This window comes from Candidatus Nanosynbacter featherlites (assembly GCF_037013405.1).
Lineage (GTDB): Bacteria > Patescibacteriota > Saccharimonadia > Saccharimonadales > Saccharimonadaceae > Nanosynbacter > Nanosynbacter featherlites_B.
On record NZ_CP146064.1, the window covers coordinates 283,735 to 308,405 of the forward strand.

The window sequence follows — 24,671 nt, forward strand, 5'->3', positions numbered from 1 at the left end:
TATAGCACTTATATTAATACATAGCTTGATAGCTCGCCGACGGTTACACGCCTTACAGCGGTCTATATTTATCACGTTCGTCTGATGTGCTAGGTTTATGTGTGTATAGCTAATATATCAGCGCGGTTATTTTCATTCATGACAACGCACCGACTAATATCTTTTGAAAGGTCCAGAGAATAACGATCAAAATAACCATTTAATGATATGATTACAGGGTCTATAATAAAGTCATTGTATGTCTTGAAGTTATTAACAGAAAGGAAAAAGATGGAAATCAACAAAGTCGCGCTAAAAGCATTTTATGATCTTCATAAAGAGGACTATTTTCGGCGACGGTATTCTGGCGATGCTAAGCTGTGGGATGAATTATATAAATGGGATATTCTGCCTCGCCTCAACAAGGAGTTGGCGCAGTACCAATCAGTTACTAAAGAGTCAGTTGCAGAGGTTGCGCGCATCCTGACACACCACACAAGTACTAGTAATTTTGCTAATTGGCGGGACATTGATGATTTGAAAGATTTTTTGCAGCGCCCGAATGCTCACGCTGTCATTAATGAGCTATGGCGTGCAACGCCTGAGTCTGTCGATCAGAATATTGATAGCGCTGGGGCGATGACACAATTCTTGATGTCAGACAAAAAATTTGCTCCATCCACTTGGGCTTACCTGCTCGCAGCGCGTGACTGTCATTCATTTGCGCTCTACCGTGATGTAGTCATGAAACAGGTCGCCGAAATATGTGGTATAGATAAGCCCGCTGCCGTATCTCAGGGTAAAAAATATGCCCTAGTGAATGATGCAGCACTATATTTAGGTGAGCTGATGCGACGCGATATCACTGAAGCGCCGTATATGCAGGCGCTGGATGGTCAGGATTTCTTGTGGGTTGTGCTGATGTATAGCGAAGACTAGATGATATTATCTTAGCCCTTACTCTGCCTCGTAACATACTTATGCCATTCAGAGACGGCAATCGGGATGATGAATGATACCAGGCTGATGATGATCATGTCACTGAGGGCGACGTGTGCGATGTGGAGGATTCCACCAAGAGGCCCAAAGAAGACTAAAATTTGCAGGACGATAGATAAGCTTATGCCGGCATAGAAACTCTTGTTCATGACTTTTAGGTGCTTCAGGAGCGACTCGTCGTCGGAGCGAGCGTTGAACGCATTTGCCCACTGGCTGACTACCAGGGCGATGAAGGCCATGGTTTGGGCATATGCGTGTCCCTGCCGTTGTTCAAAGAAGATGTAAACCGCCAAGGCGATAGCTGACATGGTGCCGGCGACGATAACCATTCGCCAGACCATCATGTGGTTCAAAATTGGAGCATCTGGCTTTTCGGGCGGGCGGTTCATCACCCCCTTCTCTGTTGGCTCCAAGCCAAGTGGGATAACCATTGAGGTGTCAGTGACCAGGTTGACCCACAGAATTTGCACCGGTTCCAGCGGGGTTTTGATGCCAATCAGCAGCGCGCCAATCATGGTGATCAGCTCGCCGGTGTTAGTCGACAGCAGATAAAACAACATACGGCGGACATTGGCGATGATAGTTCGCCCTTCGCGCATAGCGTCGATGATAGTCTTGAAATTATCGTCCAGCAAAATGATAGCTCCAGCGTCACGCGCAATGTGCGACCCCGAACCCATAGCCACGCCAATGTGAGCATTGCTGAGCGCTGGCACATCATTGACGCCGTCTCCTGTCATGGCGGTGATGTGATGCTTTTTGAGAATGGTCAGCAAGCGGTATTTTTGCTCGGGGATGACGCGAGAGAAGACTTTGGTTCGCTCGACGATTGGGTTGAGCTGCTCGTCTGTTAGCTTATTCATTTGGCGACAGTCAAATACCTCGTCGCGGTCCTTGACCATGCCTAGTTGATGTCCGATTTGGTAGGCTGTTTCAAAATGATCGCCGGTGATCATGCGTACGGACACGCCGGCTTTTAGAGCGGCACGAATTGCTCGAGGTGCTTCTGGGCGCAGTACATCGTTGACTGCCACAAAGCCTTCAAAGGTTAATTTCTTACCTTTCAATTCGTAAAATTCATGAACTGGATGTGCTGACGTGTAGGACGCCAGGCCGATGACTCGCTGTCCCTTGGCGGCAAATGCTTCCAGGGCTGCCAGAGCTTGTTTTTTGACAGCGGCGGTTACTTTGCAGGCTGCCAAAATCTGCTCAGGCGCGCCCTTGAGGTACAGCTGAAAATCCTTGCCATGATGCCACACCGCAGCAGACATACTGAAATCTTGGTTAAATGGTAGTTCACGAAATGGCGAATTTTTGACTTGGACGCCGTGTGTGCGCACAAATTCTTCCAGCGCAATATCAAGCGGGTCGTGGCTTTTGGCGTCGCCACGGTTGATGGTGCGGGCGATGATGTCGATGATGGCCGTGTCGTTAGGCGACCAGGTTTCTTGGACGGTCAATTTGTTTTTGGTCAGCGTGCCAGTTTTGTCTGTGGCGATGGTGGTGATGACGCCGATGGTTTCGATGGCTCGCATCTGATGTACCAAAGCTTTTTTGGCAGCCATGCGTCGCATACCCAGAACCAACACAACAGATATGGCAATTGGTAGACTCTCGGGAACGGCGCTGACAGCCAGAGCCATGACAAAGCGCAGGCTCTCCAGAACGTCCATGCTGCGCAGCAGGCTGAGACCAAAAGCTACAACACTGACGGCAGCAACAACAGCGATGATTCTGGTGATCAAGATGTCGATCTTTTGCTGGACGGGACTTTGGGTATTTTGCCGTTTTGACAGCGTGGCAAGGTTGCCGAACTCGGTGTTATTACCAGTCGTAACCACGACGCCAGTGCCAGTGCCGCTGATGATGAACGAGCCTTGAAACAACATGTTGGTTTGTTCATACAATTCTTTATGGCCCTCGAGTACGTCAGGTTTTTTGCTGATGGGCAATGATTCACCGGTCAATTGTGACTCATCAACTCGCAGATTAGCCGTTCGGAGGAGTCTGATGTCTGCTGGGATTTTTTCGCCTTCAGCCAGGGTGATGATGTCGCCAGGTACCAGCTGCGAGGCGTCAACGCGAGCTGTGTGATTGCCGCGCAGTACGTCAACTTTTTGTACGCTGCGTTTGGATAGGCTGCGGAGAACCCGGTCAGTCGAAAATCGCTGGACGTAGAAAATGATTGCTGAGATGGCGATGATTACCAAAATGATGACCGCGTCAATGTTATCGCCGTGCCACAAACTGATGGCGGCTGCCACCCCTAGCACCAGCATGAAAATATCCAAAAACGGTTCTATAATCTTTTTCCAGAGCGGCTCGGATTCAATCTTGATAACGTTGATGCCGTACTGTTTTTGGCGGCGTTTAACTTCTCTGGCTGTTAGCCCATATTCATTTGTGCGTAATTTTTTCAGGGTTTCGTGAGCGGGCGTGGCGTAAAATGTCATGCTTCGTATTATAAAGCAAAAAGCATAAGCGGTCTATTCGCACTCTTTGGCTACTGCACGTATTTTTTGGCGCGAGCTTTGTCGACTTGGACTGTTTCAAAGACGGTTTTGGCCATTTGGTCAAAGGCATTCTTGCCTTCAGCGTTGTAGCGGCCAGTCCCTTGTAGTATCACGCCGTCCTTTTCAAAATAGTAAAAGAAGGTGACGTAGCTTGTCGGGTCACTTTGTGGCGCTGTGTGTTGTACTTCTTTGGAATTATACTTGGTAATTTGGTCGTATTTGTGGGTGCCAGCCTTTACATAATAATCATCTGCAGTCGCCTGCTCTAGTGTTTTAGAGGTGGAAACAGGACGAACTGTGAGGCTGATTTGGACATTATTTCTGGTGCCAACAAAAGTGATTTTGTCATCAGCACTGGACCGTTGCGTGATGCTAAAGCCGTCGATTTCATTAGCGAACTTGTTTACCTTCACGATTTCTCGGTCATCTGAAGTGTATTCTTGGTCGGGCGCTTGGTAATTACTGTCGTACCTGACAGACTTGACCAATGACTGGATACTGGATGACTCGAACAAGGTTTTACTGCCTGAAGCATTGCTGATATTTTCAATGTCTAGGTGGAGTTCGTACCATTCTTGGTCACGCTGAACCAGTGGTATTTTGACGATGTAGTGATATGAATTGTCATCATAGGCATAGCCTCCCAGTGCGCCAGTGGCTTTGTCAGCTTTGAGCTCGGTGAAGTTGCCTCGTTTTTTGGCAGCCTCGAGGTCGTTGGCACGGCTGGCTTTCCCGACCTGCGCGATTTTGGCGGTGATGGTGTATGTTTCGCCCTTGTCTTTGATGGTCATGGTTGGAAAGCGCGGACGCTCTTCGCTTTTGATCTCGTACGAATACTGGTCTTTCGGCAGCAACATAGTAGCAGCGATATTGTAGCCATCAGAGGCGAAATGAACTGTGTTGGCAGCCAGACGCTGATTGATCTGCTCTTTTTGATGGTGATTATAAAATATGATCCCTAGGATACTGACTGCAATGACAAATAAGCCAATGAAAACGCCAATAAAGATCTGTTGTTTTTGTCTTCTACGCATAAGCGGTATTATATTTTGTTTATGCTAAATTGTCAATCGCACCAAAAGAGCTTCCGCCATGATGACGGAAGCTGAAGGGGGTGTGGTGGTTCGTAGTTATCGGATGGCGACCAGCTGGGCGTGCTGCAATTTGACGCCAGCGCACCAGGAAACGGTGTCTTTGGGGCGCTTGTCTAGTAGACTGCGACCCAACGGGCTGTCGATGGAGATGCGTCCGTCTGTCGGATTGGCTTCCAGACTGTCAACCAGTATGTAGTGAAGCATGCGACCTTGCTGATCGACTAAGTCAACGATTGAGCCCAGAGCGACGCGTAAGCGGTCGCGTTTGCGTGGTAGCGGTTTGGCATTCTTTAGCATGTGGCGTAAATTGGCCAATTTACCACTGACCAGTTCCAGGTTCATGATGACCTCATTGCGCTGCAATTTATCGTCGCGGGATTTAGCACGACCGATTTCACGCAAGGTGAACTGGAGCGTTTTTTCTTGTGCTTCTAACTGAGAAATTTCTTTGTGTAATTCTTTAAAGCCTTTTTGACTGAGATGCGTCGTTCGTACATTACTCATAGTACCCCTTTCCCGGTTGCTTACCCAACCGACACTATCTAGTACACCATGTCTACCTGAAAAATACCTGAAATTTAGCGTTTTGGCAGCGAAAGTGTAAATGTTGTGACTTTTCCAGGGGTGGATCGTGCAGAAATATGCCCGCCCAAAGCACGCGTTAGTTGATGCGCTAGGCTGAGCCCCAGCCCGTAACTATTGGCGTGTTGCTGGCCGCTGTAAAATCGTTCAAATATGTGCGGCAGATCTTTGGCGTTGATACCTGGGCCATGGTTGGTGACAGTGATGACGACAGTCGTTTTGAAGGGTTTGATGGTGAGGCTAATGGGTGAAGTGTCGGGGCTGTGCTTGACGGCATTATCCAAAAGCACTGCAATCACTTCTCGCACTGCTGGTCGGTTCATGGTGACCGCCAAGTCATCGGGGGCGTGCAGCGTCACCCGCTCCTTGCCTGGCCTGGAACTGATCAGATTGTTGGTTAACTCTACCAGGTCAAATTTTTCGATGTTGGACGAGAGCTGTCGTTCGCTGTGGGATAATTCTAAAAGCATGGTGGCAAGCTCGTTCAAGCGATTGATCTCCTCAAGATTGCTTGTCAGTGTTTGCCGCAGCTCTGATTTGGGCGTTTTGGGATTGTGCAATGCCAGCTCGGCCTCGGCTTTCATGATGGCCAGTGGTGTGCGTAGCTGATGACTGGCGTTAGCGACAAAGCGTGATTGGGCTTGGTGTGCGGCTTCAATTGGCTCTAAGGTGCGCTGCGCCAGAAGATAAGCGATAACCCCACCGCCGAGTAGTACCACCAGGTTGAGATACGCCAAGCTGATGATGAGATTGGTGTCGGTGGCCTCCATCTGCTCGCTCAGTGGTTTGTCCAGTGAGTTGCCGCTGACTAGTCCACGCTTGACGGCGAAACCTTGCAGTCGAGCGTCAATTTCCGAGCGCGCAATGTTAAAGATGATGCCGCTAAACAGTAGACTGACCATCATCAATATCAACAGATACCAGCTTGCTAGTTTGATGGTGGCGGAGGTGAATAGTTTCACGCGCCTGCCTCCACTTTATAGCCAAAGCCACGCACGGTGTGGATCAGTGGACGGCGAAACGGCTTGTCGATTTTCTTGCGCAGTTGCTTGATGTAAGCTTCGACGTTGTTCGGCAAAATATCAGCATCAAAATCCCACACATGGGCGATCAGCGTTTCTTTACTCAAGGTTTGACCAGGATGGCGCATCAGGTATTCCAACAGCGCGAACTCTTTGGCAGTCAGCTCAATGGTTTTACCACTGCGTTTGACAGTGCGCTGGGTCTGGTTGAGTGTCAGATCGGCAACGGTCAATTCGTCATCATGTGCCAAAGGCGGCCGCCTCAGGAGTGCCCTGACGCGGGCAGTCAGCTCATCGATGGCGAATGGCTTGACCAGATAGTCATCAGCGCCGACGTCCAGACCAAAAGCTTTGTCTTCGGTTGTGCCAAGTGCCGTCAGTAGCAAAATAGGCATTGTTTTGTTGGCTTGGCGCAGTGAGGTGATGATATCGGTGCCGCTTTTGCCTGGTAGCATGCGGTCCAGTACTAATAGGTCATATGGCTCAGTTTCTGCCATAGCCAATCCCTCTTCTCCGTCATGAACCATGTCGACGGCGTGACCTTCTGACCGCAGCGCGGCGGCGATAACTCGGGCGATTTTTCTTTCGTCTTCGACGACCAATAGTCTCATATGCCCATTATACCCTGGTTTTCTGAAAAAACCCTGAATGCTATAATTGATGGTGACAATAACCAAGGAGGTGTATGGGTAAAGAGGTAAATCCCATTATTCAAATTAAAAATTTTAGTATGAAGTTTGGCACCAAAACGGTCATCAAAGATTTGAGCTTTGAGGTGATGCGCGGCGAAGTGTTCGGATTTTTGGGTAGCAATGGTTCAGGAAAAACCACCACACTCAGGGCGCTGTTGGGGCTATACGAGCCAACGGCTGGTGAGCTGCTAGTTGATGGCAAACCGTATGCAGTTGAAGATGGCGTCAAGCTAGGCTATCTCCCGGAAGAGCGCGGTTTGTACAAAAAAGAAAAAGTCATTGACACGATGATTTACTTTGGTCGCTTGAAAGGTCTGAGCCAGGAAGAGGCTCGCGATTTTTCAATCAAGTATTTGGAGCGAGTTGGCTTGAGTGATAAGGCAAAAACTCGACTGGACAAATTATCAGGTGGTCAGCAACAAAAAATTCAGCTGGGCGTTACTATCATGGGTGACCCAGAGCTACTCATTTTAGACGAGCCAACCAAGGGTTTTGACCCAGTCAATCGCCGACTACTGATGAACATCATTGAAGAGCGACAAAAGGCTGGCGCCACCGTGGTGTTCGTGACGCACCAGATGGAAGAAGTCGAGCGTTTGTGCGACCGAGTAGTTCTCCTAAAAGACGGCAAAGCAGTAGAATACGGCACCGTGGCGGATATCAGAAAGAAATATGGCGGTAAGAGCCTGGATGATATTTTTGTGAAGATTTACGGCGGCGAGGAAAAGGAGGCGGTCAATGCGTAACATGTACAATTTGGGAACGGTGGTTAAATTTGAGATCATGCGCATGCTGAAGAAATTCAGCTTTTGGGCGATGGCGCTCGGCTTCCCGCTGATGTTTGCTGCTATTTTCGGCATCGTCTTTTGGTCAAATCAAGCCACTATGGAAGCTACCAAAAAGCTTCAAGAACAAGATTTCAAAGTAGCTATCGTTGACAACTCAGGCGTTGTTAACTCACAATTGGCTGAGCAGATGAAGCTGGAAAAATTAAGTAGCAAAGACCAGGGTATTCAGCGCGTCAAAGACGGTAGTCTGGATGGATTTATCTACTTCCCTGCTAACTTGGAACAGAATACCGTACAGACCTATGGTAAAGATGTTGGTATGTTCCAAAATAGTCGTTATTCTGCGGTGGCTGAGACGTTGTTGACGGCTTCGATTGAGGGGAAAATAGATCCACAGTCCAAAGCGATCTTGCAAAAGAAAGTGAAAACGGAAACGACTACCTACCGTAACGGTGTTGAATTTGACGGCGTGAAGGAAATGATCGTACCGGGCTTTTTCTTGGTGCTGTTCTATATGCTAATTGCCTTCTTTGGTGGGCAGATGCTCAACAGCACGGTTGAGGAAAAAGAAAACCGTACAGTGGAAATGCTACTGACGACAGTCAAGGCTAAGACGTTGATCACCGGAAAGATTTTGGCGATGATTTCACTGGCGCTGATTCAGGGGCTGGTCATCATTGTACCGGTATTGGTGCTGTACTTCACCTTAGGTCAAAAGCTGCATATACCATCGTTAGATTTGAGCAATTTGGTATTCGACCCAGTGAGAATTGGCATCGCTCTGGGGGTATTTGCCACAGGATTTATGATGTTTACCGGTCTGTTAGTTGCGGTTGGTGCCATGATGCCAACCGCCAAAGAAGCATCCTCCTGGTTTACTATTGTCATCCTTGCTCTATTTGCTCCACTGTATGGTGCTAGTGCATTTGTATCATATCCAGATTCACCATTTGTGCAGTTTTTCAGCTATTTCCCATTGACTGCACCAATTCCACTACTGCTCCGCAATGCCGTCGGTAACTTGCCAGTTCACGAGGCGGTTATCGCCGTGGCTATTTTGGCAGCCAGTGCCTTTGTGGCGGTTGTGGTGGCGGTCAAACTGTTTCGCTACGGTGCCATGCAGTATGACAGCAAATTGTCGTTGTCAGTCTTGCGGGCTCGACGTGACGAAGCGGCGAAAAATTAACCGTCAAATATTCAGTTACAATGCGAGGCGTTCAGTGGTTGGGCGCCTCGTTTTGCTTGCGCTACTCGGTATAAGATTGTACAATGTTACCTATGAAAGTACGTATTGAAATAGACACAAAAACATTTGTGCGGTTCTGGCTGGTGGTGATTGGTTTTGGACTGGCAGGAGTAGCAATTTATTCGGCAAAGAGTGCGCTGATTCTCCTTGGTATTTCCCTGTTCTTGGCTCTGGCTTTGAACCGACCCGTTTCGGCTCTGGCGAAGCTGCTGCCTGGTAAAAGCCGTCTGGGCGGTACGGCGTTAGCCTATGTCATGTTGGTGACGCTACTGGGCTGTGTGGCGTGGTTTGCAGTGCCGCCAATTGTCCAGCAGTCCGCCAAGTTTGTTGAGAGCGTGCCGGGCTTGGTTGATCAAGCCGGTTCGCAGTGGCACGGCATCAACGAGCTAATCGATAAAAATGGCTGGCGTCCGCAAGTTGACGCGACATTGAACAACTTGAAGCAACAAGCTTCCTCATGGGCAGCCAGCGCGGGTACGAACTTGATCTCAAGCGTAGGTTCGCTGGCGTCATTCCTTGGTTCCCTGTTCTTGGTATTGGTTTTGTCGTTTTTGATGCTGCTGGAAGGCCCAACCTGGATGAAGCGCTTGTGGGGACTCTACAACGACCAAAGCAAGATGGAAAATCACAAAAAGCTAGCTGGACAGATGTACAATGTGGTCACAGGCTATGTGTCTGGACAATTGACGGTGTCGGGTATTGACGCTGTATTGTCTGGTGTGGTGGTGTTCTGTTTGAGTCTGGCGTTCCCAGCTATTGACTCAAACCTGGCAATGTTGACTGTCATGGTCACCTTCATTTTGACGCTTATCCCAATGTTTGGCGCCACTCTGGCTGGTCTACTGATTGCGCTATTATTATTCTTCAATAACGTCACTGCTGGCATCATCTATGCTGCTTACTTCATCATCTACCAGCAGATTGAAAATAATTTCATTGCACCATCAATTCAGTCAAAGAAGCTAGAGCTGTCAGCACTGATGGTGCTATCATCAGTGACTATTGGTCTCTATGTCGGTGGGCTATTGGGAAGTTTGATCGCCATCCCAGCGGCCGGTGTGGTCAAGGTCTTGTTGGAAAACTACTTGGAACAAGCCAAGAAAAATCGTCTTGAAAGCGCGAAGCCGCTCAACAAGTTAGTAAAGAAGATGAAAAACGAAGACTAATCAAGCTGCGCCATGAGCTAGCCCGCTCGGTTGCTCCGGCGGGCTATTTCCATGCCCAAATGCTGCCACTTGGCGTGTCGCGAATGGCGATGCCAGCCGCCAACAGCTCATCGCGAATGCGGTCGGATTCTTGCCAGTCTTTCTCGGCGCGGGCGCTGCGTCGCTGGATGATCAATCTTTTCAAATCGTCAGTGATGTCAGGGGTCGATGCCGCCAAATCCAAGCCTAAAACCTCATCGATAATTTCAATCAATTGCAACAAGCCGCCGCGATGGATTTTCTCTAACGGCGCATGATCTAGCCGTGAAAACGCTTCGTCGATTAGAGCCAAGGCTCCTGGCGTATCCAAGTCATCATTCAGTTTTTCAACGAGCGCCTGCCGCGCCGCCAGTAGCGACACCGTGCCTTCCTGCTCGTCCTTCTCATCGTCATCATCCAGCGTGTCGTGCGTCTGGTGCCGCAGCGCCGCATAGCCACGCCAATGATCCAGCCGGGCTTGGGCTGCTTCCAAAATCTCCCAGGTGAAATTGCCTTCGGTTTGGTAATGCTTGCTGAGAATCGCTAGCTTGAAGGCCATCGGGCTAAAGCCACGGGCGGTGATATCGCTAAGGGTGATGATGTTGCCCAGCGACTTACTCATCTTGCGGCTGTCGACTTTGATGTGGTTATTGTGCAGCCAAATTTGAGAGAATTGCTGCCCAGTCAGGCTCTCGCTCTGAGCAATTTCGTTGGTATGATGCACCGGAATGTGGTCGATGCCGCCAGTGTGAATGTCGATTGCATCACCCAGCGTCTCCCGAGCGATGGTCGAGCATTCTAGGTGCCAACCTGGAAAACCGACGCCCCACGGGCTGTCCCATTCCATGTCGCGCTTGGCGTTGGTTGGTGAAAACTTCCAGACGGCGAAATCGGTGATGTTGCGCTTGCCTGCCACGCTGACCCGCGCGCCGGCCTCTAGGCCCGCCACGTCCAGTCGCGCCAATTTGCCATAATCCGGTAGTCGCGACGTATCAAAATACATACCATCGCCGTCAATCTTGTACAAAAATCCCTTTTCGTCCAGCCCCTTGGCAAAGTCGATCTGCTGCTGGATATAGTCTGTTGCCCGCACTAAATGGTCGGGCCGCACTAATTTCAATACCTCATATGCTTCGTGGTCGGCGATGGCGATGTACTGCTCGGCAATATCCCAAGCGGTTTTCCCTTCGCGGCGCGCCCCCTTCTCCATCTTATCCTCGCCATTATCATCATCGCTGGTCAAATGCCCAACGTCAGTGATATTTTGCGTACGAATCACTGGAATGTCCTGCCAGCGCAACAAGCGCACCAATACATCCCAATAGATATAGCCAACCCAGTTGCCGATGTGCGGCTGCGAATACACCGTCAGCCCGCAGGTATACATGCGAACCGTCTGCCCGTCAAGCGGTTTTAGTTCATCTTTACGGCGAGTGAGGGTGTTGTAGAGCTGTATCATCAACTCTATTGTACGGCAGACAGGCCGCTTTTTCAAAGTTCGCTTTCGTCGTTTCCGACTCATCAGCACAGACACACATCTATGGAGCGAACTGACAAGCAGGAGAATAATACCGCGGCGGAGAGAGCCGCCAGATAGAGTTCTCAGCGGCTTGCCAGTTCGGGTTCAGGAGAGAAATTGTTTAAGTTCTCTCTCGTCTATGGCGTATAGAGTATAAGGGGTTTCCTTATACTCTAATTGTTGATACCGCTCAGCGGTATCAACAATTAGCAGAACCCTATGTGTCGGGTACTGGGCAATAGCGAAGAGAACTTCGCCATGCTTTAGATAGAAGGTAGCCTCCCCATAGGAGGAGGCCTCGATTCGGCGTCCGACTTTACCGGACGAAAGAGCTCTCATAATACGGTGGACGGTTTTTGTATCCATCTTTCCACTCTCTCCTCATCCGAGCGGAGTGCTCGTGTTTTCCCTCAGGAAAAACACTGCTCAGCACCCGGATGGCGCGTGAGCAAGATGAGGTTTCATGGCGCCATTTTCACTTCAAAATACCACCACAAAATCTCACCTTGCTCTATTCTCAACTGCTTGTCAACATACAACTTTTGGACAAAGCCATAAAACTTCGTCAACAAAAGTCTACTATCTTTATACCACTAATTAAATAAAATGTCAACGTCTATCATCAAAGACACAGCCCTGATCCCCTGTTAGCCAAGGCATAATCATTGACAGTATTAACAATATAGTGTATAATTTGATGACTATGAGTGAGCGACGTCCTGGCAGCACATCACCCACGCGGCAGAGGTGGCACCCGATTAACAACCCGGCGGAGCTTGGGCGCATTCAGGACCAGTTGGTAGAAACGCTGGATCGTCCTGAAATCACTGACAAACTGGGAGGTTTGGCGCTGGAACTTGCCGAGGTTGCTCAGCAGCTACATCCTGTTACGTACAATAGGGATGGTATTGTCAGAGCGGATGAGTTGCTGGCGTCTGACCCGAACAGTATCCCGCTAGTTGGAAATACAAAATTCACCTCGCATTTTAAGCTTGCGCCAACGCCTATGCAACTTGAAGCCATCAACAAAAAGCTAACCAGCGATGAATGTGGTCAAATATTAATTCCTCAGCTAGAGAGAGTGTTAGGTAGTAAATATAATAGCGAGATGATGAAGGTTGATCGTCCGAGTCTAGCTACATGTTGCGCAGTGACAAAATATTTTAATCTTACTAAAGACGATATTTCTCATGTTGCAGGTCGGCCTTTTATAGGCATGAACTCTACTGACATTGAACCAATCGACATTGCGGTTATGGTCCATGAAGCGACGCACGCGTTGGATCATGTGAATACTCCATTCCTCTATGTTTGTGACAAAAAAGATCTATCAGCCGCCATGTTAACAGGTTTCAAATCTCGTCTTAAACTTGCTCGTGAGTTAAAGGCGTACGCGGTTGGCGACTGTGTCGAGCGGTATCTTGCCGAGACTCACGGGTTAATGGAGCGCGCTGCGTTAGCATCTCGCAGAGTTGAAGCTATCCGTCAGGAGGTCAATGGTCCCGTGACTGCAAAAGATGCCTTTGCGGTACATGATGATTTGGTGAAACGTTTGATTGCAGCAGGCTTGGGTCATATTTATCAGTAGAGCTTATGTCTTGAGCCTTACAATTGACAAAATACTAATTATAATGTATAATAAAAAGATAGTTATGAGAGACGAACTGTACATCATTAACCCGTCAACCCCTAGCTATGATAACCCTATCCCGCTAGATTCTTTAAAGTACATGAAAGATAAACTATTAGGTGCTTTAGAGAATCCTGAGATACTTGATAAGCTGGGAGCGGTAGCCCTAGGGTTATATGACACGGCTCAAATGCTGGAGCCTATGGAATGGGTTGAGGGTGAAGAACTAGGAGATAGTCATCCTGACTCTGATTGGACGGATAAAAATATTATACCGCTTATTGGTTGTGATAAGTTTGTTATCTCTGGAAAACAGATGTCTCATATGCCAGTCCAAAAAGCTAAAATAGACGAGGCTCTCGCCAGCGACAAGTATGCCGGAGTGTATGGCGATGAAATATATGATCAGATAAAGGCCTCGCCTGTTATGACAAAAGAGACAGGAAAGCTCACCGGATCTTGTCATACCAGTTTCTCCATGGTAACTGACATGGACCTTTATATATATTCTCGTCCTGTTGTCAGCGTAGCTAATAGTGGACTTATGGCTATCAATGTCGCCACTTTGTCTCACGAGACAGATCATGCGCGTGATTATGTTATGGACCCAGTTGTGGAGATATATCCCAAAGATGACCGAGCAAGACTCTGCTCTGAGCTGCGAGCCTATGCCGTAGGTAAGGTGTTTCAGGATCATCTAATGTACGAGGATAGAATGATGTTGAGATACCCTAGTTTGTCCGATCGAGTAGAAAAGGTACGAAGAGAGGTCAATGGTCCCGTGACTGCAAAAGATGCCTTTGCGGTGCATGAGGGCATAATTCAGCGCTTGGAGCAAGCGGGCCTGAGTTATATTTACAAATAGTAAACCTGTCAAATGATCTAGTCTATATCCTTTGCTTCTTCCAAAGCTCGGCTAGTTGCCTGGACCAGTTCCCGCACAATTTCCTCATAATCTTCGTACACCCGAAATCCAGCTGCATACGGATGGCCGCCGCCGCCGAAGTAGCCAGCCACAGTGTCGGCGATGGGCAGGTTGCCGCGCAGGCGGGCGGTCAGTTTACCGTCAGGATAGGTTTTGATGACGCAGCTGAGCGCCACGCCCTCGACCAACCGTAGTTCGTCGCCGATCAGCGCGCCGGGGTTGTAGGCGTCGCTGTAGGCTTGAATTTCCTCAAACGGCACGTGCACGAGCGCTAATTGCCCGTCCAGCAGATATTCGATTCGCTCAATTAGCTTGCCTTTGTACGCCAAAATTTCTGGCGATTTTTTCATAAATTCACGTCGTCGTTCTTCAATTTCGGCGTTAGATGCACCGAGTGCGGTCAATTCACCAGCGACGTGAAAGGTCGACGCAGTGGTGTTTGGCGTGGTGAGGCCCAGGCTGTCAGACATGATGGCGATTAACAAATTTTCCGCTGCTTGCTGGTTGATGATCCAGCCGGCATGTGTGAACAATTGGTATAGTAATTCCCCAGTAGCCACTACGGTATCAGAGAGCATGGTGTGCTCAAAACTCAGCGTGGACTCGGCAGTGTGGTGGTCGATGACCAAAACTGGGTGCGTTTCCAAAAAATGCCGTACGCCCGGCGTTTCTAAGACCTTGCTGAGTAGCACGTCGGCGCTGGTATCCACGATGATAGCCAAGTCGGCATGGGCTGGAAAATCGCCAACTACCCGGTCCCAGCCGCGGATGTAGCGCAGATATTTGGGGATATCAACTGGGCAATACAGTGTCACGGTCTTACCCAAATCACTCAGCACTTCCTCCAGCGCCAAGCTAGAACCCAGGCTGTCACCGTCAGGATTTTCAGCTTGGATGATGACGATGTTGTTGGCGGATTGGATGAGTTGTTGGGCGGTATCAAACATGTCCTTATTATAGCAGACGAGGTTTTTACTGAGAGAGTGATAATATGCGATAAATGGCCACTATTATTGACAAAAAATAAAGTTTATGATAATATGGACACATAAGGTCCGAGGTGAGGATCAAAAGAAGAGGAGTTTTTATGAATAAATTTAAGAAAATCGGTATAGCTATCTCTTTGGGGATTGCTCTCATCGGTGGTATTTGGATGGCGACTCCATCTAAGGCTGCCAACTGTAGTAACTTTAACGTTGTCCACTGTGGTACCAATTCTCTGTCAGAATTGAAATCCGCATATGCTCGTCCAGAGATCAAATCATTGTACAACCAATGGTACATCAATGATGAGATGGTACAAGGCGGTTCAAACATGCGTGAAGGTGTGGTTGACGCTAACGGAAATATTACTGTTGATGGTCGTGTTGTTGCCACTAATGCAGTAACTGTCCAGGCAAAAGCTGGTACTCGCCAGGTGACGCCTTCTCGTCAGTATAGTGCTGCTGGTCACACCTACTACCAGTACACGACTGGCCAGAGCTTTATCGACGGTATTACCCGGTACAAAATTTATGCTTGGTTTGACAATGACGGTAAGTTCATCACTGGTGTGATCAAGGATTGTGGTAACCCGGTTTGGGGTCCGCCAACAACCCCTCCAGCAAAGCCTGTGTTGACTTGTGATGCGATGCAAAAAACTGCAGTATCTCGCGATACTTTCAAGTTTAGCACTAAAGCGACTGCTAAGGGCGGCGCAAGTGTTACCAGCTACACCTACAACTTTGGTGACGGCACCACTAAAACGACTACCTCATCTGAAATTCAACACACATACGCAAAAGCTGGTAACTATAAAGTTACCGTTACGGTGAATGGTAAAGAAGGCTCCAATGTTCAAAAAACTAGCCAAAACTGTCAGACCACTGTTACGGTTAATCCTGAGCCTACCATGGAAGTCTGCCGATTATCCGACAAGAAGTACCCAGTAACTATCAAGGCTTCAGAATTTGACGCTAAGAAGCACTCAAAGAACCCGAACGACTGCAAGGAAGCTCCAGCTAAGATCAAGGTTTGTGTCATCGAAACGAAAGAGATTCGTGAGATTAAAAAGGAAGAGTTTACTGAGTCAAAGCACACGACTGACATGAGTAAGTGTCAACCAGCGCCAACGACTCCTACTCCTCCAACAACTCCTGAATTGCCACGGACTGGTACTGAGAACATGGTTGTTTCAGTACTGGGACTCGGTGGATTGACTACGGCAGCTGTCGCCTACGTCATCAGTCGCCGCCGCTTGTAGATAGTTGACGATGAAAAATACCCGCTTGATATCGAGCGGGTATTTTGATTAGTTAGCTTTTCTTGCGAGCTGTGGGCTTTTTGGTGGAAGTTTTTGACTTGGTTGCGGTGCGGCCGCGGCGAGATGTTTTTGCGGGAGCGGCTTTGAGAAGTTCTAGTGCCTGCTCGTGAGTGATGGTTTTTGGGTCGGTGTCTTTGGGAATTTTAGCGTTTTTAATGCCGTCGGTGATGTACGGGCCAAAGCGGCCGTTTAGGACTTTGACGCCGTCACCAAAGTCAGCGATATTCTTCTCGGCTTCGGCCTGGAGTTTGGCGGCATAGAGCTCGCGGGCTGTTTCTAGGGTGATGGTGTGTGGGTCTTCAGGTTTGATGGAGACGAAGAGTTTGCCAACTTGGATGTATGGGCCAAAGCGGCCAATGTTGGCCTTGATGTCTTGCCCGTCTTCGGTTTGGCCAACGACGCGCGGCAACTTGAACATTTCTAGTGCTTGTTCTAAAGTGACGGTTTCAATTTTTGCACCTTTTGGCAGTGGCGCAAAGCGCGGTTTGTCCTCGTCGTCAGTGGCGCCCAGCTGTAACATTGGGCCAAAGCGGCCAAAGCGCGCCAGGATTGGTTTGCCGGATTTCGGATCAATGCCGACTTCGCGGTTAGCGCCGACTTTACTGCGGTCGATGCCGCCTGATTGTTCAATCAGTTTGTGAAACGGCGTGTAAAATCCCTGCAGCATGGCGCTTTTAGCCAGGTTAGCGGCGGCGATTTTATCAAATTCAGTTTCGACATTGGCGGTGAAATTATAGTCAACGATTTGCGTGAAATGGTCGGTCAAAAAGTCGGCAATTAGTTCCCCGCTTGGTGTTGGGATGAGCTTGCCGCGAGTGGAACCGGTTTTTTCCTGGACGACGTCGCGGCTGACTTCTTCGCCGTTGTAACTGAGGACGATGACGTCGCGCGGTTGGCCTTCGCTGTCGCCTTTTTCGACGTAGCCGCGGGTTTGCACGGTGTCGATGATGGTGGCATAGGTGCTTGGTCGGCCAATGCCGAGGTCCTCGAGCTTCTTGACCAGTGAACCTTCGGTGTAGCGGGCTGGTGGTCGGGCGAAGGTTTGGCGGGCGGTGATGTCGTGGGTTTTAAGTGTGTCGCCGGTGTGGAGCTTTGGCAAGATTTCGTCTTTGCCGCCACCATAGACACGCAAGAAGCCGTCAAAGGTGATGACTTCGCCTTTGGCTTCAAAATGTAACTTGTCGTTTCCTTGGATATCTATGGAAATTGTCGTCTTCTCTAATTTGGCTGCCGACATTTGGGATGCCAGGGTGCGGCGGCGAATGAGGTCGTAGAGTTTTTGGTCGTACTCGTTGGAGGTGACGGTTTCGCGGGTGATATCGGTCGGGCGGATGGCTTCGTGGGCTTCTTGGGCGGAGGCGGATTTGGTCTTGAATTTGCGCACAGTGGAGTAATCCGGGCCGTACAGCCGCTTGATAAAGTCAGTCGCACTGGCGATGGCCTGCCCGCTCAAATTGACCGAGTCAGTACGCATGTAGGTTATCTTACCGTCTTGGTAGAGCCGCTGGGCTGAGGCCATGGTAGCTTTGGAACTGAAGCCGAGCTTGGCGTTAGCTTCCTGCTGCAAGGTTGACGTCGTAAACGGCGCGGCTGGGTTGCGCGTGCCAGGCGTTTTCGAGATATCGCTGACGGTGAATGTGGCTGGCTTGAGGCTGTTCAAGAATTCGTGAGCGGCTGCTTCAGAGTCAAATTTTTGGTTGAGCTCGGCTTTGAATTCTTGATTGTCGTGGATGAATATGGCGGTCACCTTGAACTGTGAGCTGCCTGCAAATTTCATAATTTCTCGTTCGCGTTCGACCAGCAGCCGCACTGCCGGGCTCTGAACGCGGCCAGCCGATTTGCCGCCTGGCACTTTTTGCCAGACCACTGGGCTGAGCTCAAAGCCGACCAGCCGGTCGAGGATTTGCCGGGCTTGCTGTGCCTGCACCAGGTTCATGTCGACGGTGCGCGGGTTCTTGATAGCATTGGTGATTGCATCCTTGGTGATCTCGTGAAAAACGATGCGCTTGGTCGTCTCAACTGGCAAATCCAACACTTTACAGAGGTGCCAGGCGATAGCCTCCCCCTCGCGGTCTTCATCGGTGGCCAGCCAGACATTGTCTTTGCCGACGGTTTTGACATTTTTCTTCAGCTCAGTGATGACTTTCTTTTTCTCGGGATCAACTTCGTAGACGGCAAAAAAATCATTCGCCACATCAATCGGTGGTGTACCGTCCTTGGTTTTTTTGACAATTGAGCGAATATGTCCCACGCTTGATAAAACATGAAAATCCTTGCCCAAATATTTCTCAATGGTTTTGGCTTTAGCTGGTGACTCGACGATGACGAGATTTTTCATAGCTTTATATTATACCATATCGGACGACCCATCAAATAATGGCCGTTTGAGCGTGGCGGTTTCTGCGCTATTTCTGGTTACTGTCCATCAGATCGCGGGCGCGCTTAACGTATTGTCCAGCCGCTACTCCTGCCACAGGAAGATAGCCTGCAAAGCTCAGTGTACCTAGCCCCTTCAGTGCCTTGGCGGTTTTCTGATAACCCAAGGACTCTGCTGACTTGCCGATGATGAGTAATGTCGTGGTTGCTGCGAGCAGTGCGCTGCTGACTCGTCCTGCTTGAGTTGGGCGAAGTGGCTCGCGTTCATCAGGGAGTTGCTTGTGTTTGTATTCGGCAACAGCGGTAGCAATGGCTTTTGTTGATTCTAGGCCAGCAATTGTCGCCACCATGGCTTTTGATGTGGGGTCCTCTTGTGATAACTTCAGTAGTGCTGCTGCTCCAACGATTTTATCCCTGATGGGGTCTAGCTTGATGCCTAATTTTGACTGTTGGTTAAGGGCCCTCGCCAGTGAACCATCGACTTTGTCTGACAACTCACCAGCAACTAGTGCTGCCATGCCCTTGAGGGAGTCGGCATGCTTGATACCGTATAGGCTGAGCATCGCACCTGCTACCGTCACACCGTTCGGTAGTGTTACTATGTCGTCTGAGACAGGTTGTTCTTCTGGGGACTTGGTGGGACGAAACTGTGGTTGATGTTCTGCATTCATTGACAATATCATACCACTATGGTGAAGTATATTCAAGCATAGGCGTTATCGTAGCGTCCAGTTGTTTGCCCCGAGTGGCTTGATCACGCCATTAATCTCCAACATGGTGAGTGCGGTGGCAAAATCAGCTGCTGATAGCCCCGACTGTTTCTGTAGCTCATCGCCGTTGCGTACACCATGTTTGATGAGCTTGGCGATGGTAATTTCGTCTGGTGTAGAACCAATCGGTAATGCGCATTGGGTGGGTTGGGTTGATTTCCAAGTTGGGGCAATGGCGTTCAATACGTCTTTGGCTGAGAGCGCTGGATTGGCGCCCTGAAGTAGTAGGTTATTACATCCTGCAGATAACGGGCTGGTGATATTGCCAGGAACGACAAACACGTCGCGCCCTTGCTCCAGAGCGTATGCGGCGGTATTGAGTGTGCCGCTGCGTTCGGCAGCTTCAGTGATGATGATGGCATCCGCCAGACCGCTGACCAGACGATTTCTTTGCAAAAAGCTCCATTTGCGTATTTTCATGCCGTCGCCACGCATCCATTCTGACAGGACTGCTCCGCCCTGTTTGATGATGTTTTCTGCTAACCCTCGGTTGCTGCGCGGCGCAATGTCTGGGAGTTCTGAGGTGACGACGCCAATGACCGTGCCGCCAGCGTTGAGGGCTGCGGTTTGGGCGATGCTGTCAACGCCAAGTGCCAGTCCGCTGATGATGACCACCCCGGCTTGCGCCAGGTCTGTCGCTAGCCGTTCGGTAACCTCGCGTCCATAGCTACTTGGCTTGCGTGTACCGACGATTGCGACTCGAGGAGCCTGGCTGTTTGGGAGTTTTCCCATAAAACATAACCTTTTTGGCGGCTTGGCAATATTGACCAACCTCTTGGTGAAAATATGCTCCTCTGGTAGTACTGTATTGATTTCCATGACTTTTATTGCAAAAAGTATTGACACTATGTCAAATCTTTGCTATAATGATACACGATTGGTTGATCAGCGAGTTCAACCAAATGCACCTTATACCCCCTATTCTAACTATATGTTAGGTTGCGCGCAATGGCATTAAGTATCTTACCCTCCACTTTTTGCGTTAAACGTTACGCGCATACTAACCCCTTTAACTGCCCTTTTGATTAAGGCGACCTCTGTTTCATGGTGAGTACGCACTGTATTGACGATTCGTCAGGCGCCGGTCTTTTGGAGTTTTGACCGCAGACGCTTTGCCATGACATGGAAGCTCGGGTGGGTTGAAGGGTAACAAAGCGCCAGGTGATGCCCACCCTTACCTGGCGCTTTTTTAGTTGGGAAATTATTTTCTATGCTGTTTAGCTTGCTGGCAATTCTTACAAATCCCTTCCAGCTCAAAGTGGTGCTTGACAACGGTAAATTGGTGTTTGCGGCTGAGATAGCCAACAAGCTGTTCCAATTCTGGCGTCTGGATGGGTTCAGCGTTTTGGCAACGGATGCAATAGAGATGGTGATGATGCGGAATGAACGGCTCAGCGAGTTCGTAGTAGTTTTTCCAGCCAATGGCAACGGCACTAACGATGTGCAGTTGATCAAAGGTAACAAGTGTGCGGTAGACGCTGGCTCGGTCAACGTTTTTGCACTTCTTTGCAATATCACTAATGGTTAGTGGAACAGCTGACTGCTGTAATACCTCAAATACTTGCTGGCGCGGTTTAGTCAGACGCAAGTTGTGCTGTTTGAGCAATTCGTCTATCGTCATATTGTTGCAATTATATCACTTATTGCGACAAATTTGCAATAATTTGGAGGGTTTGGCATTATGAAAAGCTATGGATATGGCAATTAAAACAGTGATGAATTTGCACGATTTTGTACCATCACCAGACGTCAATGCGGCTTTTTCTAGCTTGGTGGCGTCGGTTGTGCAGGCGACAGCGTTACCGACCTGGTGCAATGATGAAGTGTGCCGCGAGGTGCAACGCCGTTGTTCCCTATCAGAATCAGAGATGGAAATGTATTGGTCGCGGCGAATTACCGGCTCAGCTCGTCCGCAGCAGGAGCTGGAAACGTTTTGGTATATTGACAATTATCGCGAGTTGGTGCGACGTGAGATTGGCCTAATGGGTGGCTCGGGTTTGATGTTGAGTAATAGTAGTCGCGTGGCGATGATCGGCAGCGGTCCCCTGCCTTTGACCGCTTGGTGTCTGTGGCATCAGACAGGCGCGGCGGTTGATTTGGTGGATGTGGCGCCGGTTGCTTTGACGCAGTCGCGCGAGCTGGCACGGGCGATTGCTTGGCCAGTTGGCGAGTGTTTGTTGGCGGACGGAGCGGCGGTAGCTTTGCCGGATAGTGCTTACGACGTGATGTATGTGGCTGGACTGGCGGGCGATTCGGTTGAAGCCAAGCAGCAAATTATTGATAATATTTTGCCAGCGCTTCGGCCTGGCGGGCGGATCATTGTGCGCGGCGCCCATGGCGCGAAAACGTTGTTATACCCAGCGTTTGACCCGAATAGTTTGCGGCGCGTACAGCTGCTGGTCGAGTATAACCCTGACGACGATATCATTAACTCAGTATATGTGTACAAGAAAGGCTAATTATGAACGATACAATTGCATTATATCTGGTGAACGGCGCGCTGGGTGCTGGCAAAACGACGCTGGTTGATTTTTTAGTGCAACAGCCTGAGTTTGCTGGCGCGCGAGTGGTTGAAAATGAGTTTGCGTCGGAAAGTATTGACAGTTGCACATTAGCACAGCGCGTTGATGAGCTGGCGACAATTGCTGGCGAGTGCATCTGCTGCAGTAGCGGCGAAGAGCTGATTGATATTTTGCACAATTTTGCAATAAGCGGAAAAGCACCGGTTATCATTGAGTCAACTGGCGTCGCTAACACTCTGCGGGTGGTCGAGAAATTGCTGGCTGGTGATATCTTTGAGCAGTATGATTTGAAACAGTCGTTGTATGTTGTGGATGGAGCTGAAGCTAGAGCTGATGGTTTGGCGGAGGCGTTGCTGGCGGAAGCTCAGGCAGCGGATACGGTACTAATCAGTAAGCTGGATTTGCTGGCTGAAAATGACCGTCAGCAGCTCATTGAGACACTGTCGCAACAAGGGCTGACTAATGTTATGAGGATGGATCACGGCAAATTTGATCTGGTCCAGCTTGGTGACAAGTCGCAGATTTTGGATTATTTACTACTGCACGAGCCTGCGGAAAACGCGGCTGAGAATGCTTTAAATTATAGCGTGGTTGATGTGGCTGAGTTGGCTATTAGCGCTGAGAAGATTGAGAATATCTGGGCTAGTTTGCGAGATAAATATGCTTTGCGGCGCATGAAAGGCGCGGTTGCTGATGGTGACGAGATATTTCACATCGAAGCAACGCCGCAGCAAGTACTGGTTACGCGCGGTGCCACTGGCGAGTCATTAAAATTAGTTATCATTGGCGAGCGGGCGCGTGAGATTACTCGCGCAGTAATTATGAAGGAGTTGGGATGATGGAAGGTACGAATAATGCGAGAGCGGCGGTTGATAGACTACTTGATATGTATGATGAGTATAAGACTTTGACAGTAAAGATTACTGCTGCGGAGCGCCGTTTGGCGTTGGCGAAATTGAAGAATAGCGACGTCGAACAGATACGAATAGAGTTGGACGATCTGCGACATGAGCAGCAGCAACTGTCTGATGACATGACGTTTGATACGCCACTAGTTTGGGTGATGTACAAGTTTGAGGCCTACCAGGACGAGGCGCAGCCGATTCGAACCATGCACGATTTTCGCTTACACTGCTCGAAGCCCGGCTATATTTGCACCAAGCGCTTCACATTTTTAAATGCACACTTGTGCAATAATGGGCAATGTCTCCTGACGGACGACGAACGATACCCCGACAAAATGCTACTTAGTGAGATTTTTCCGCTCCTTGGTGAAATTGAACGAGATGAAGTTTTCGTATCCATTTGGCGTGCGCATGAGTACTACCAGGAGGATGGAATTGTCAAAAAATGGCAGGACTATGTGGGCTGTGCGGCATAACTTATAACCTGCCAACTAAGTACAGATGATTCTATGTAGATATGCTATACTAAAGCAATATGAAACATCTCTGGCGTTCACATCATCCATTTCGAATTTTTTGGTTTTCAACACTGTTGACGCTGATTTTGGGCAGCTTGACGTTCATACACTTGGGTCTTGGTGGCCTCTGGCTATTTGCTATTTTGGTGGTGTTGGAAGTGACGTTTAGCTTTGACAACGCGGTGATTAACAGCAAAGTATTGGCTGGTATGAGCTCGACGTGGCAAAAAGTATTTTTGACGGTTGGGATTTTTGTGGCGGTGTTTGTAGTGCGGTTTATTTTGCCAATTTTCATCGTTATGGTGGCGAGTGGTCATGGTTTTACTGAGGTGGTCGACCTGGCTATTAATAAGCCGACTGAGTATGGTCACATCTTGCACGAGGCGTCACCAATGATTGACGCGTTTGGTGGTGCGTTCTTGATCATGATCGGCCTGAGCTATTTCATCGATTATAACAAGCGTATCCACTGGGTCAGTCATGTTGAGCCGTGGCTGGCCAAGGCTGGGCGATTTGAAAACTTCAAAGTTTGTTTGATGTTGGCGGTGGCGACTATTTTGTATTTCACGGTGGAGCCAGCACATCAGTCGCTGATTTTGATCTCATCTATCCTGGGGATTATGCTGCACATCGGGCTGGAATTGTTTGGATCCTTTTTCCACGAGGAAGATGCTCAATCTATCAAAATCAAGACTGGCTGGGCGGCATTTGCAAGTTTGTTGTACCTTGAAGTGTTGGACGCTAGCTTTAGTTTTGACGGTGTCATCGGTGCGTTTGCTATCACCAGTAGTGTCCTGTTGATTGTGGCTGGGCTGGCGGCTGGCGCTGTTTGGGTACGGTCGCTGACAGTGTATCTGTTGCGCACGGGCGTACTCAGTAAATATAAGTATTTGGAAAATGGTGCACACTGGGCGATTACGGCGCTTGGTATGATGATGATTGCGAAGCTGTTTCATCTGGAGTTACCAGAATGGGCGACAGGCGGCCTGGGGTTGTTGTTTGTGAGCTTGGCGGTCGGCAGTAGTGTTTTGGAGGCACGATCTATCAGGCTGCGAGAAGCAGCAGCAAAAATCAAACGCCGAAAACGATAAGCGTTTTGCAACGT

General features: G+C 49.2%; 23 protein-coding genes. 11 read left to right on the plus strand and 12 right to left on the minus strand.

Going from position 1 to position 24,671, the window contains the following annotated elements:
• The first annotated feature begins 270 nt into the window (after positions 1–270).
• Positions 271–918 carry a hypothetical protein gene (locus V4210_RS01460; RefSeq protein ID WP_338521076.1) on the plus strand — a complete coding sequence of 216 codons (648 nt, stop codon included), beginning with the start codon at positions 271–273 and terminating at the stop codon, positions 916–918.
• A gap of 11 nt (positions 919–929) precedes the next feature.
• Here the strand turns inward: V4210_RS01460 and V4210_RS01465 are convergent, their stop codons facing one another.
• From V4210_RS01465 to V4210_RS01485, 5 genes are all read right to left on the minus strand, one after another.
• Complete coding sequence (locus V4210_RS01465; protein ID WP_338521077.1) at positions 930–3,431, minus strand: cation-translocating P-type ATPase; 2,502 nt, start codon at positions 3,429–3,431, stop codon at positions 930–932.
• A 50-nt stretch (positions 3,432–3,481) separates the two neighbouring features.
• On the minus strand, positions 3,482–4,525 hold the full coding sequence (locus V4210_RS01470) for a hypothetical protein (protein WP_338521078.1): 1,044 nt from the start codon (positions 4,523–4,525) through the stop codon (positions 3,482–3,484).
• Between the two features lie 96 nt (positions 4,526–4,621).
• A complete protein-coding gene (locus V4210_RS01475) occupies positions 4,622–5,089 on the minus strand; it encodes a GreA/GreB family elongation factor (RefSeq protein WP_338521079.1) in 468 nt (155 codons plus the stop codon).
• Positions 5,090–5,163: 74 nt separating this feature from the next.
• Positions 5,164–6,129 (minus strand): sensor histidine kinase, encoded by a 966-nt coding sequence (locus V4210_RS01480; RefSeq protein ID WP_338521080.1) that lies wholly within the window; start codon positions 6,127–6,129, stop codon positions 5,164–5,166.
• A complete protein-coding gene (locus V4210_RS01485; RefSeq protein WP_338521081.1) occupies positions 6,126–6,800 on the minus strand; it encodes a response regulator transcription factor in 675 nt (224 codons plus the stop codon). Before V4210_RS01485 ends, V4210_RS01480 begins: the two co-directional genes overlap by 4 nt.
• 74 nt (positions 6,801–6,874) lie before the next feature.
• Between V4210_RS01485 and V4210_RS01490 the strand changes: the two genes are divergently transcribed.
• From V4210_RS01490 to V4210_RS01500, 3 genes are all read left to right on the plus strand, one after another.
• Entirely contained in the window at positions 6,875–7,627 is a 753-nt protein-coding gene (locus V4210_RS01490; protein ID WP_338521082.1) for an ABC transporter ATP-binding protein, read from the plus strand.
• Positions 7,620–8,855, plus strand: a complete 1,236-nt coding sequence (locus tag V4210_RS01495; RefSeq protein WP_338521083.1) for an ABC transporter permease — start codon at positions 7,620–7,622, stop codon at positions 8,853–8,855. The genes V4210_RS01490 and V4210_RS01495 overlap by 8 nt, the downstream gene beginning before the upstream one ends.
• 92 nt (positions 8,856–8,947) lie before the next feature.
• On the plus strand, positions 8,948–10,081 hold the full coding sequence (locus V4210_RS01500; RefSeq protein WP_338521084.1) for an AI-2E family transporter: 1,134 nt from the start codon (positions 8,948–8,950) through the stop codon (positions 10,079–10,081).
• A gap of 43 nt (positions 10,082–10,124) precedes the next feature.
• Here the strand turns inward: V4210_RS01500 and cysS are convergent, their stop codons facing one another.
• Together cysS and V4210_RS01510 are read right to left on the minus strand one after the other, a co-directional pair.
• Positions 10,125–11,558, minus strand: a complete 1,434-nt coding sequence (gene cysS / locus V4210_RS01505; protein WP_338521085.1) for a cysteine--tRNA ligase — start codon at positions 11,556–11,558, stop codon at positions 10,125–10,127.
• 165 nt (positions 11,559–11,723) lie between these two features.
• Positions 11,724–11,984 carry a hypothetical protein gene (locus tag V4210_RS01510; RefSeq protein WP_338521086.1) on the minus strand — a complete coding sequence of 87 codons (261 nt, stop codon included), beginning with the start codon at positions 11,982–11,984 and terminating at the stop codon, positions 11,724–11,726.
• A gap of 337 nt (positions 11,985–12,321) precedes the next feature.
• Here V4210_RS01510 and V4210_RS01515 point away from each other — a divergent pair, with 337 nt between their 5' ends.
• The gene (locus V4210_RS01515) at positions 12,322–13,206 is read left to right on the plus strand and encodes a hypothetical protein (RefSeq protein ID WP_338521087.1); all 885 of its coding nucleotides are present in this window, start codon (positions 12,322–12,324) and stop codon (positions 13,204–13,206) included.
• Positions 13,207–13,270: 64 nt separating this feature from the next.
• Positions 13,271–14,113 carry a hypothetical protein gene (locus V4210_RS01520; protein WP_338521088.1) on the plus strand — a complete coding sequence of 281 codons (843 nt, stop codon included), beginning with the start codon at positions 13,271–13,273 and terminating at the stop codon, positions 14,111–14,113.
• A gap of 17 nt (positions 14,114–14,130) precedes the next feature.
• Here V4210_RS01520 and V4210_RS01525 read toward each other — a convergent pair whose 3' ends face one another.
• Entirely contained in the window at positions 14,131–15,120 is a 990-nt protein-coding gene (locus tag V4210_RS01525; protein ID WP_338521089.1) for a DHH family phosphoesterase, read from the minus strand.
• A gap of 140 nt (positions 15,121–15,260) precedes the next feature.
• Between V4210_RS01525 and V4210_RS01530 the strand changes: the two genes are divergently transcribed.
• Positions 15,261–16,415 carry a PKD domain-containing protein gene (locus tag V4210_RS01530; protein ID WP_338521090.1) on the plus strand — a complete coding sequence of 385 codons (1,155 nt, stop codon included), beginning with the start codon at positions 15,261–15,263 and terminating at the stop codon, positions 16,413–16,415.
• A gap of 52 nt (positions 16,416–16,467) precedes the next feature.
• On the opposite strand, the gene topA is transcribed toward V4210_RS01530, so the two are convergent.
• The 4 genes from topA to V4210_RS01550 form a co-directional block, all read right to left on the minus strand.
• The gene (gene topA, locus V4210_RS01535; RefSeq protein ID WP_338521091.1) at positions 16,468–18,813 is read right to left on the minus strand and encodes a type I DNA topoisomerase; all 2,346 of its coding nucleotides are present in this window, start codon (positions 18,811–18,813) and stop codon (positions 16,468–16,470) included.
• Positions 18,814–18,880: 67 nt separating this feature from the next.
• Positions 18,881–19,522 carry a CDP-alcohol phosphatidyltransferase family protein gene (locus tag V4210_RS01540; protein WP_338521092.1) on the minus strand — a complete coding sequence of 214 codons (642 nt, stop codon included), beginning with the start codon at positions 19,520–19,522 and terminating at the stop codon, positions 18,881–18,883.
• A 45-nt stretch (positions 19,523–19,567) separates the two neighbouring features.
• A complete protein-coding gene (gene dprA / locus V4210_RS01545; RefSeq protein WP_338521093.1) occupies positions 19,568–20,440 on the minus strand; it encodes a DNA-processing protein DprA in 873 nt (290 codons plus the stop codon).
• Positions 20,441–20,822: 382 nt separating this feature from the next.
• Complete coding sequence (locus V4210_RS01550) at positions 20,823–21,242, minus strand: Fur family transcriptional regulator (RefSeq protein ID WP_338521094.1); 420 nt, start codon at positions 21,240–21,242, stop codon at positions 20,823–20,825.
• Positions 21,243–21,318: 76 nt separating this feature from the next.
• Between V4210_RS01550 and V4210_RS01555 the strand changes: the two genes are divergently transcribed.
• The 4 genes from V4210_RS01555 to V4210_RS01570 are packed head-to-tail and all read left to right on the plus strand — an operon-like array spanning position 21,319 to position 24,657.
• Positions 21,319–22,080 carry a nicotianamine synthase family protein gene (locus V4210_RS01555; RefSeq protein WP_338521095.1) on the plus strand — a complete coding sequence of 254 codons (762 nt, stop codon included), beginning with the start codon at positions 21,319–21,321 and terminating at the stop codon, positions 22,078–22,080.
• A gap of 2 nt (positions 22,081–22,082) precedes the next feature.
• Positions 22,083–22,982, plus strand: coding sequence for a GTP-binding protein (locus V4210_RS01560; protein WP_338521096.1), 900 nt, complete (start codon positions 22,083–22,085; stop codon positions 22,980–22,982).
• A complete protein-coding gene (locus V4210_RS01565) occupies positions 22,979–23,524 on the plus strand; it encodes a hypothetical protein (RefSeq protein WP_338521097.1) in 546 nt (181 codons plus the stop codon). Before V4210_RS01560 ends, V4210_RS01565 begins: the two co-directional genes overlap by 4 nt.
• Before the next feature lie 59 nt (positions 23,525–23,583).
• Positions 23,584–24,657, plus strand: a complete 1,074-nt coding sequence (locus V4210_RS01570) for a DUF475 domain-containing protein (RefSeq protein WP_338521098.1) — start codon at positions 23,584–23,586, stop codon at positions 24,655–24,657.
• The last annotated feature ends 14 nt before the right edge of the window (positions 24,658–24,671 follow it).

Excerpts from the sequence above, each read along its gene's own strand:
- V4210_RS01460 (WP_338521076.1), top strand. The coding sequence starts at position 271 with ATGGAAATCAACAAAGTCGCGCTAAAAGCATTTTATGATCTTCATAAA.
- V4210_RS01470 (WP_338521078.1), bottom strand. The coding sequence starts at position 4,525 with ATGCGTAGAAGACAAAAACAACAGATCTTTATTGGCGTTTTCATTGGC.
- V4210_RS01495 (WP_338521083.1), top strand. The coding sequence starts at position 7,620 with ATGCGTAACATGTACAATTTGGGAACGGTGGTTAAATTTGAGATCATG.
- V4210_RS01570 (WP_338521098.1), top strand. The coding sequence starts at position 23,584 with ATGAAACATCTCTGGCGTTCACATCATCCATTTCGAATTTTTTGGTTT.
- V4210_RS01530 (WP_338521090.1), top strand. The coding sequence starts at position 15,261 with ATGAATAAATTTAAGAAAATCGGTATAGCTATCTCTTTGGGGATTGCT.
- dprA (WP_338521093.1), bottom strand. The coding sequence starts at position 20,440 with ATGGAAATCAATACAGTACTACCAGAGGAGCATATTTTCACCAAGAGG.
- V4210_RS01525 (WP_338521089.1), bottom strand. The coding sequence starts at position 15,120 with ATGTTTGATACCGCCCAACAACTCATCCAATCCGCCAACAACATCGTC.
- V4210_RS01500 (WP_338521084.1), top strand. The coding sequence starts at position 8,948 with ATGAAAGTACGTATTGAAATAGACACAAAAACATTTGTGCGGTTCTGG.
- V4210_RS01475 (WP_338521079.1), bottom strand. The coding sequence starts at position 5,089 with ATGAGTAATGTACGAACGACGCATCTCAGTCAAAAAGGCTTTAAAGAA.
- V4210_RS01510 (WP_338521086.1), bottom strand. The coding sequence starts at position 11,984 with ATGGATACAAAAACCGTCCACCGTATTATGAGAGCTCTTTCGTCCGGT.
- topA (WP_338521091.1), bottom strand. The coding sequence starts at position 18,813 with ATGAAAAATCTCGTCATCGTCGAGTCACCAGCTAAAGCCAAAACCATT.
- V4210_RS01540 (WP_338521092.1), bottom strand. The coding sequence starts at position 19,522 with ATGAATGCAGAACATCAACCACAGTTTCGTCCCACCAAGTCCCCAGAA.
- V4210_RS01485 (WP_338521081.1), bottom strand. The coding sequence starts at position 6,800 with ATGAGACTATTGGTCGTCGAAGACGAAAGAAAAATCGCCCGAGTTATC.
- V4210_RS01465 (WP_338521077.1), bottom strand. The coding sequence starts at position 3,431 with ATGACATTTTACGCCACGCCCGCTCACGAAACCCTGAAAAAATTACGC.
- V4210_RS01560 (WP_338521096.1), top strand. The coding sequence starts at position 22,083 with ATGAACGATACAATTGCATTATATCTGGTGAACGGCGCGCTGGGTGCT.
- V4210_RS01550 (WP_338521094.1), bottom strand. The coding sequence starts at position 21,242 with ATGACGATAGACGAATTGCTCAAACAGCACAACTTGCGTCTGACTAAA.
- V4210_RS01515 (WP_338521087.1), top strand. The coding sequence starts at position 12,322 with ATGAGTGAGCGACGTCCTGGCAGCACATCACCCACGCGGCAGAGGTGG.
- V4210_RS01520 (WP_338521088.1), top strand. The coding sequence starts at position 13,271 with ATGAGAGACGAACTGTACATCATTAACCCGTCAACCCCTAGCTATGAT.
- cysS (WP_338521085.1), bottom strand. The coding sequence starts at position 11,558 with ATGATACAGCTCTACAACACCCTCACTCGCCGTAAAGATGAACTAAAA.
- V4210_RS01490 (WP_338521082.1), top strand. The coding sequence starts at position 6,875 with ATGGGTAAAGAGGTAAATCCCATTATTCAAATTAAAAATTTTAGTATG.
- V4210_RS01555 (WP_338521095.1), top strand. The coding sequence starts at position 21,319 with ATGGCAATTAAAACAGTGATGAATTTGCACGATTTTGTACCATCACCA.
- V4210_RS01565 (WP_338521097.1), top strand. The coding sequence starts at position 22,979 with ATGATGGAAGGTACGAATAATGCGAGAGCGGCGGTTGATAGACTACTT.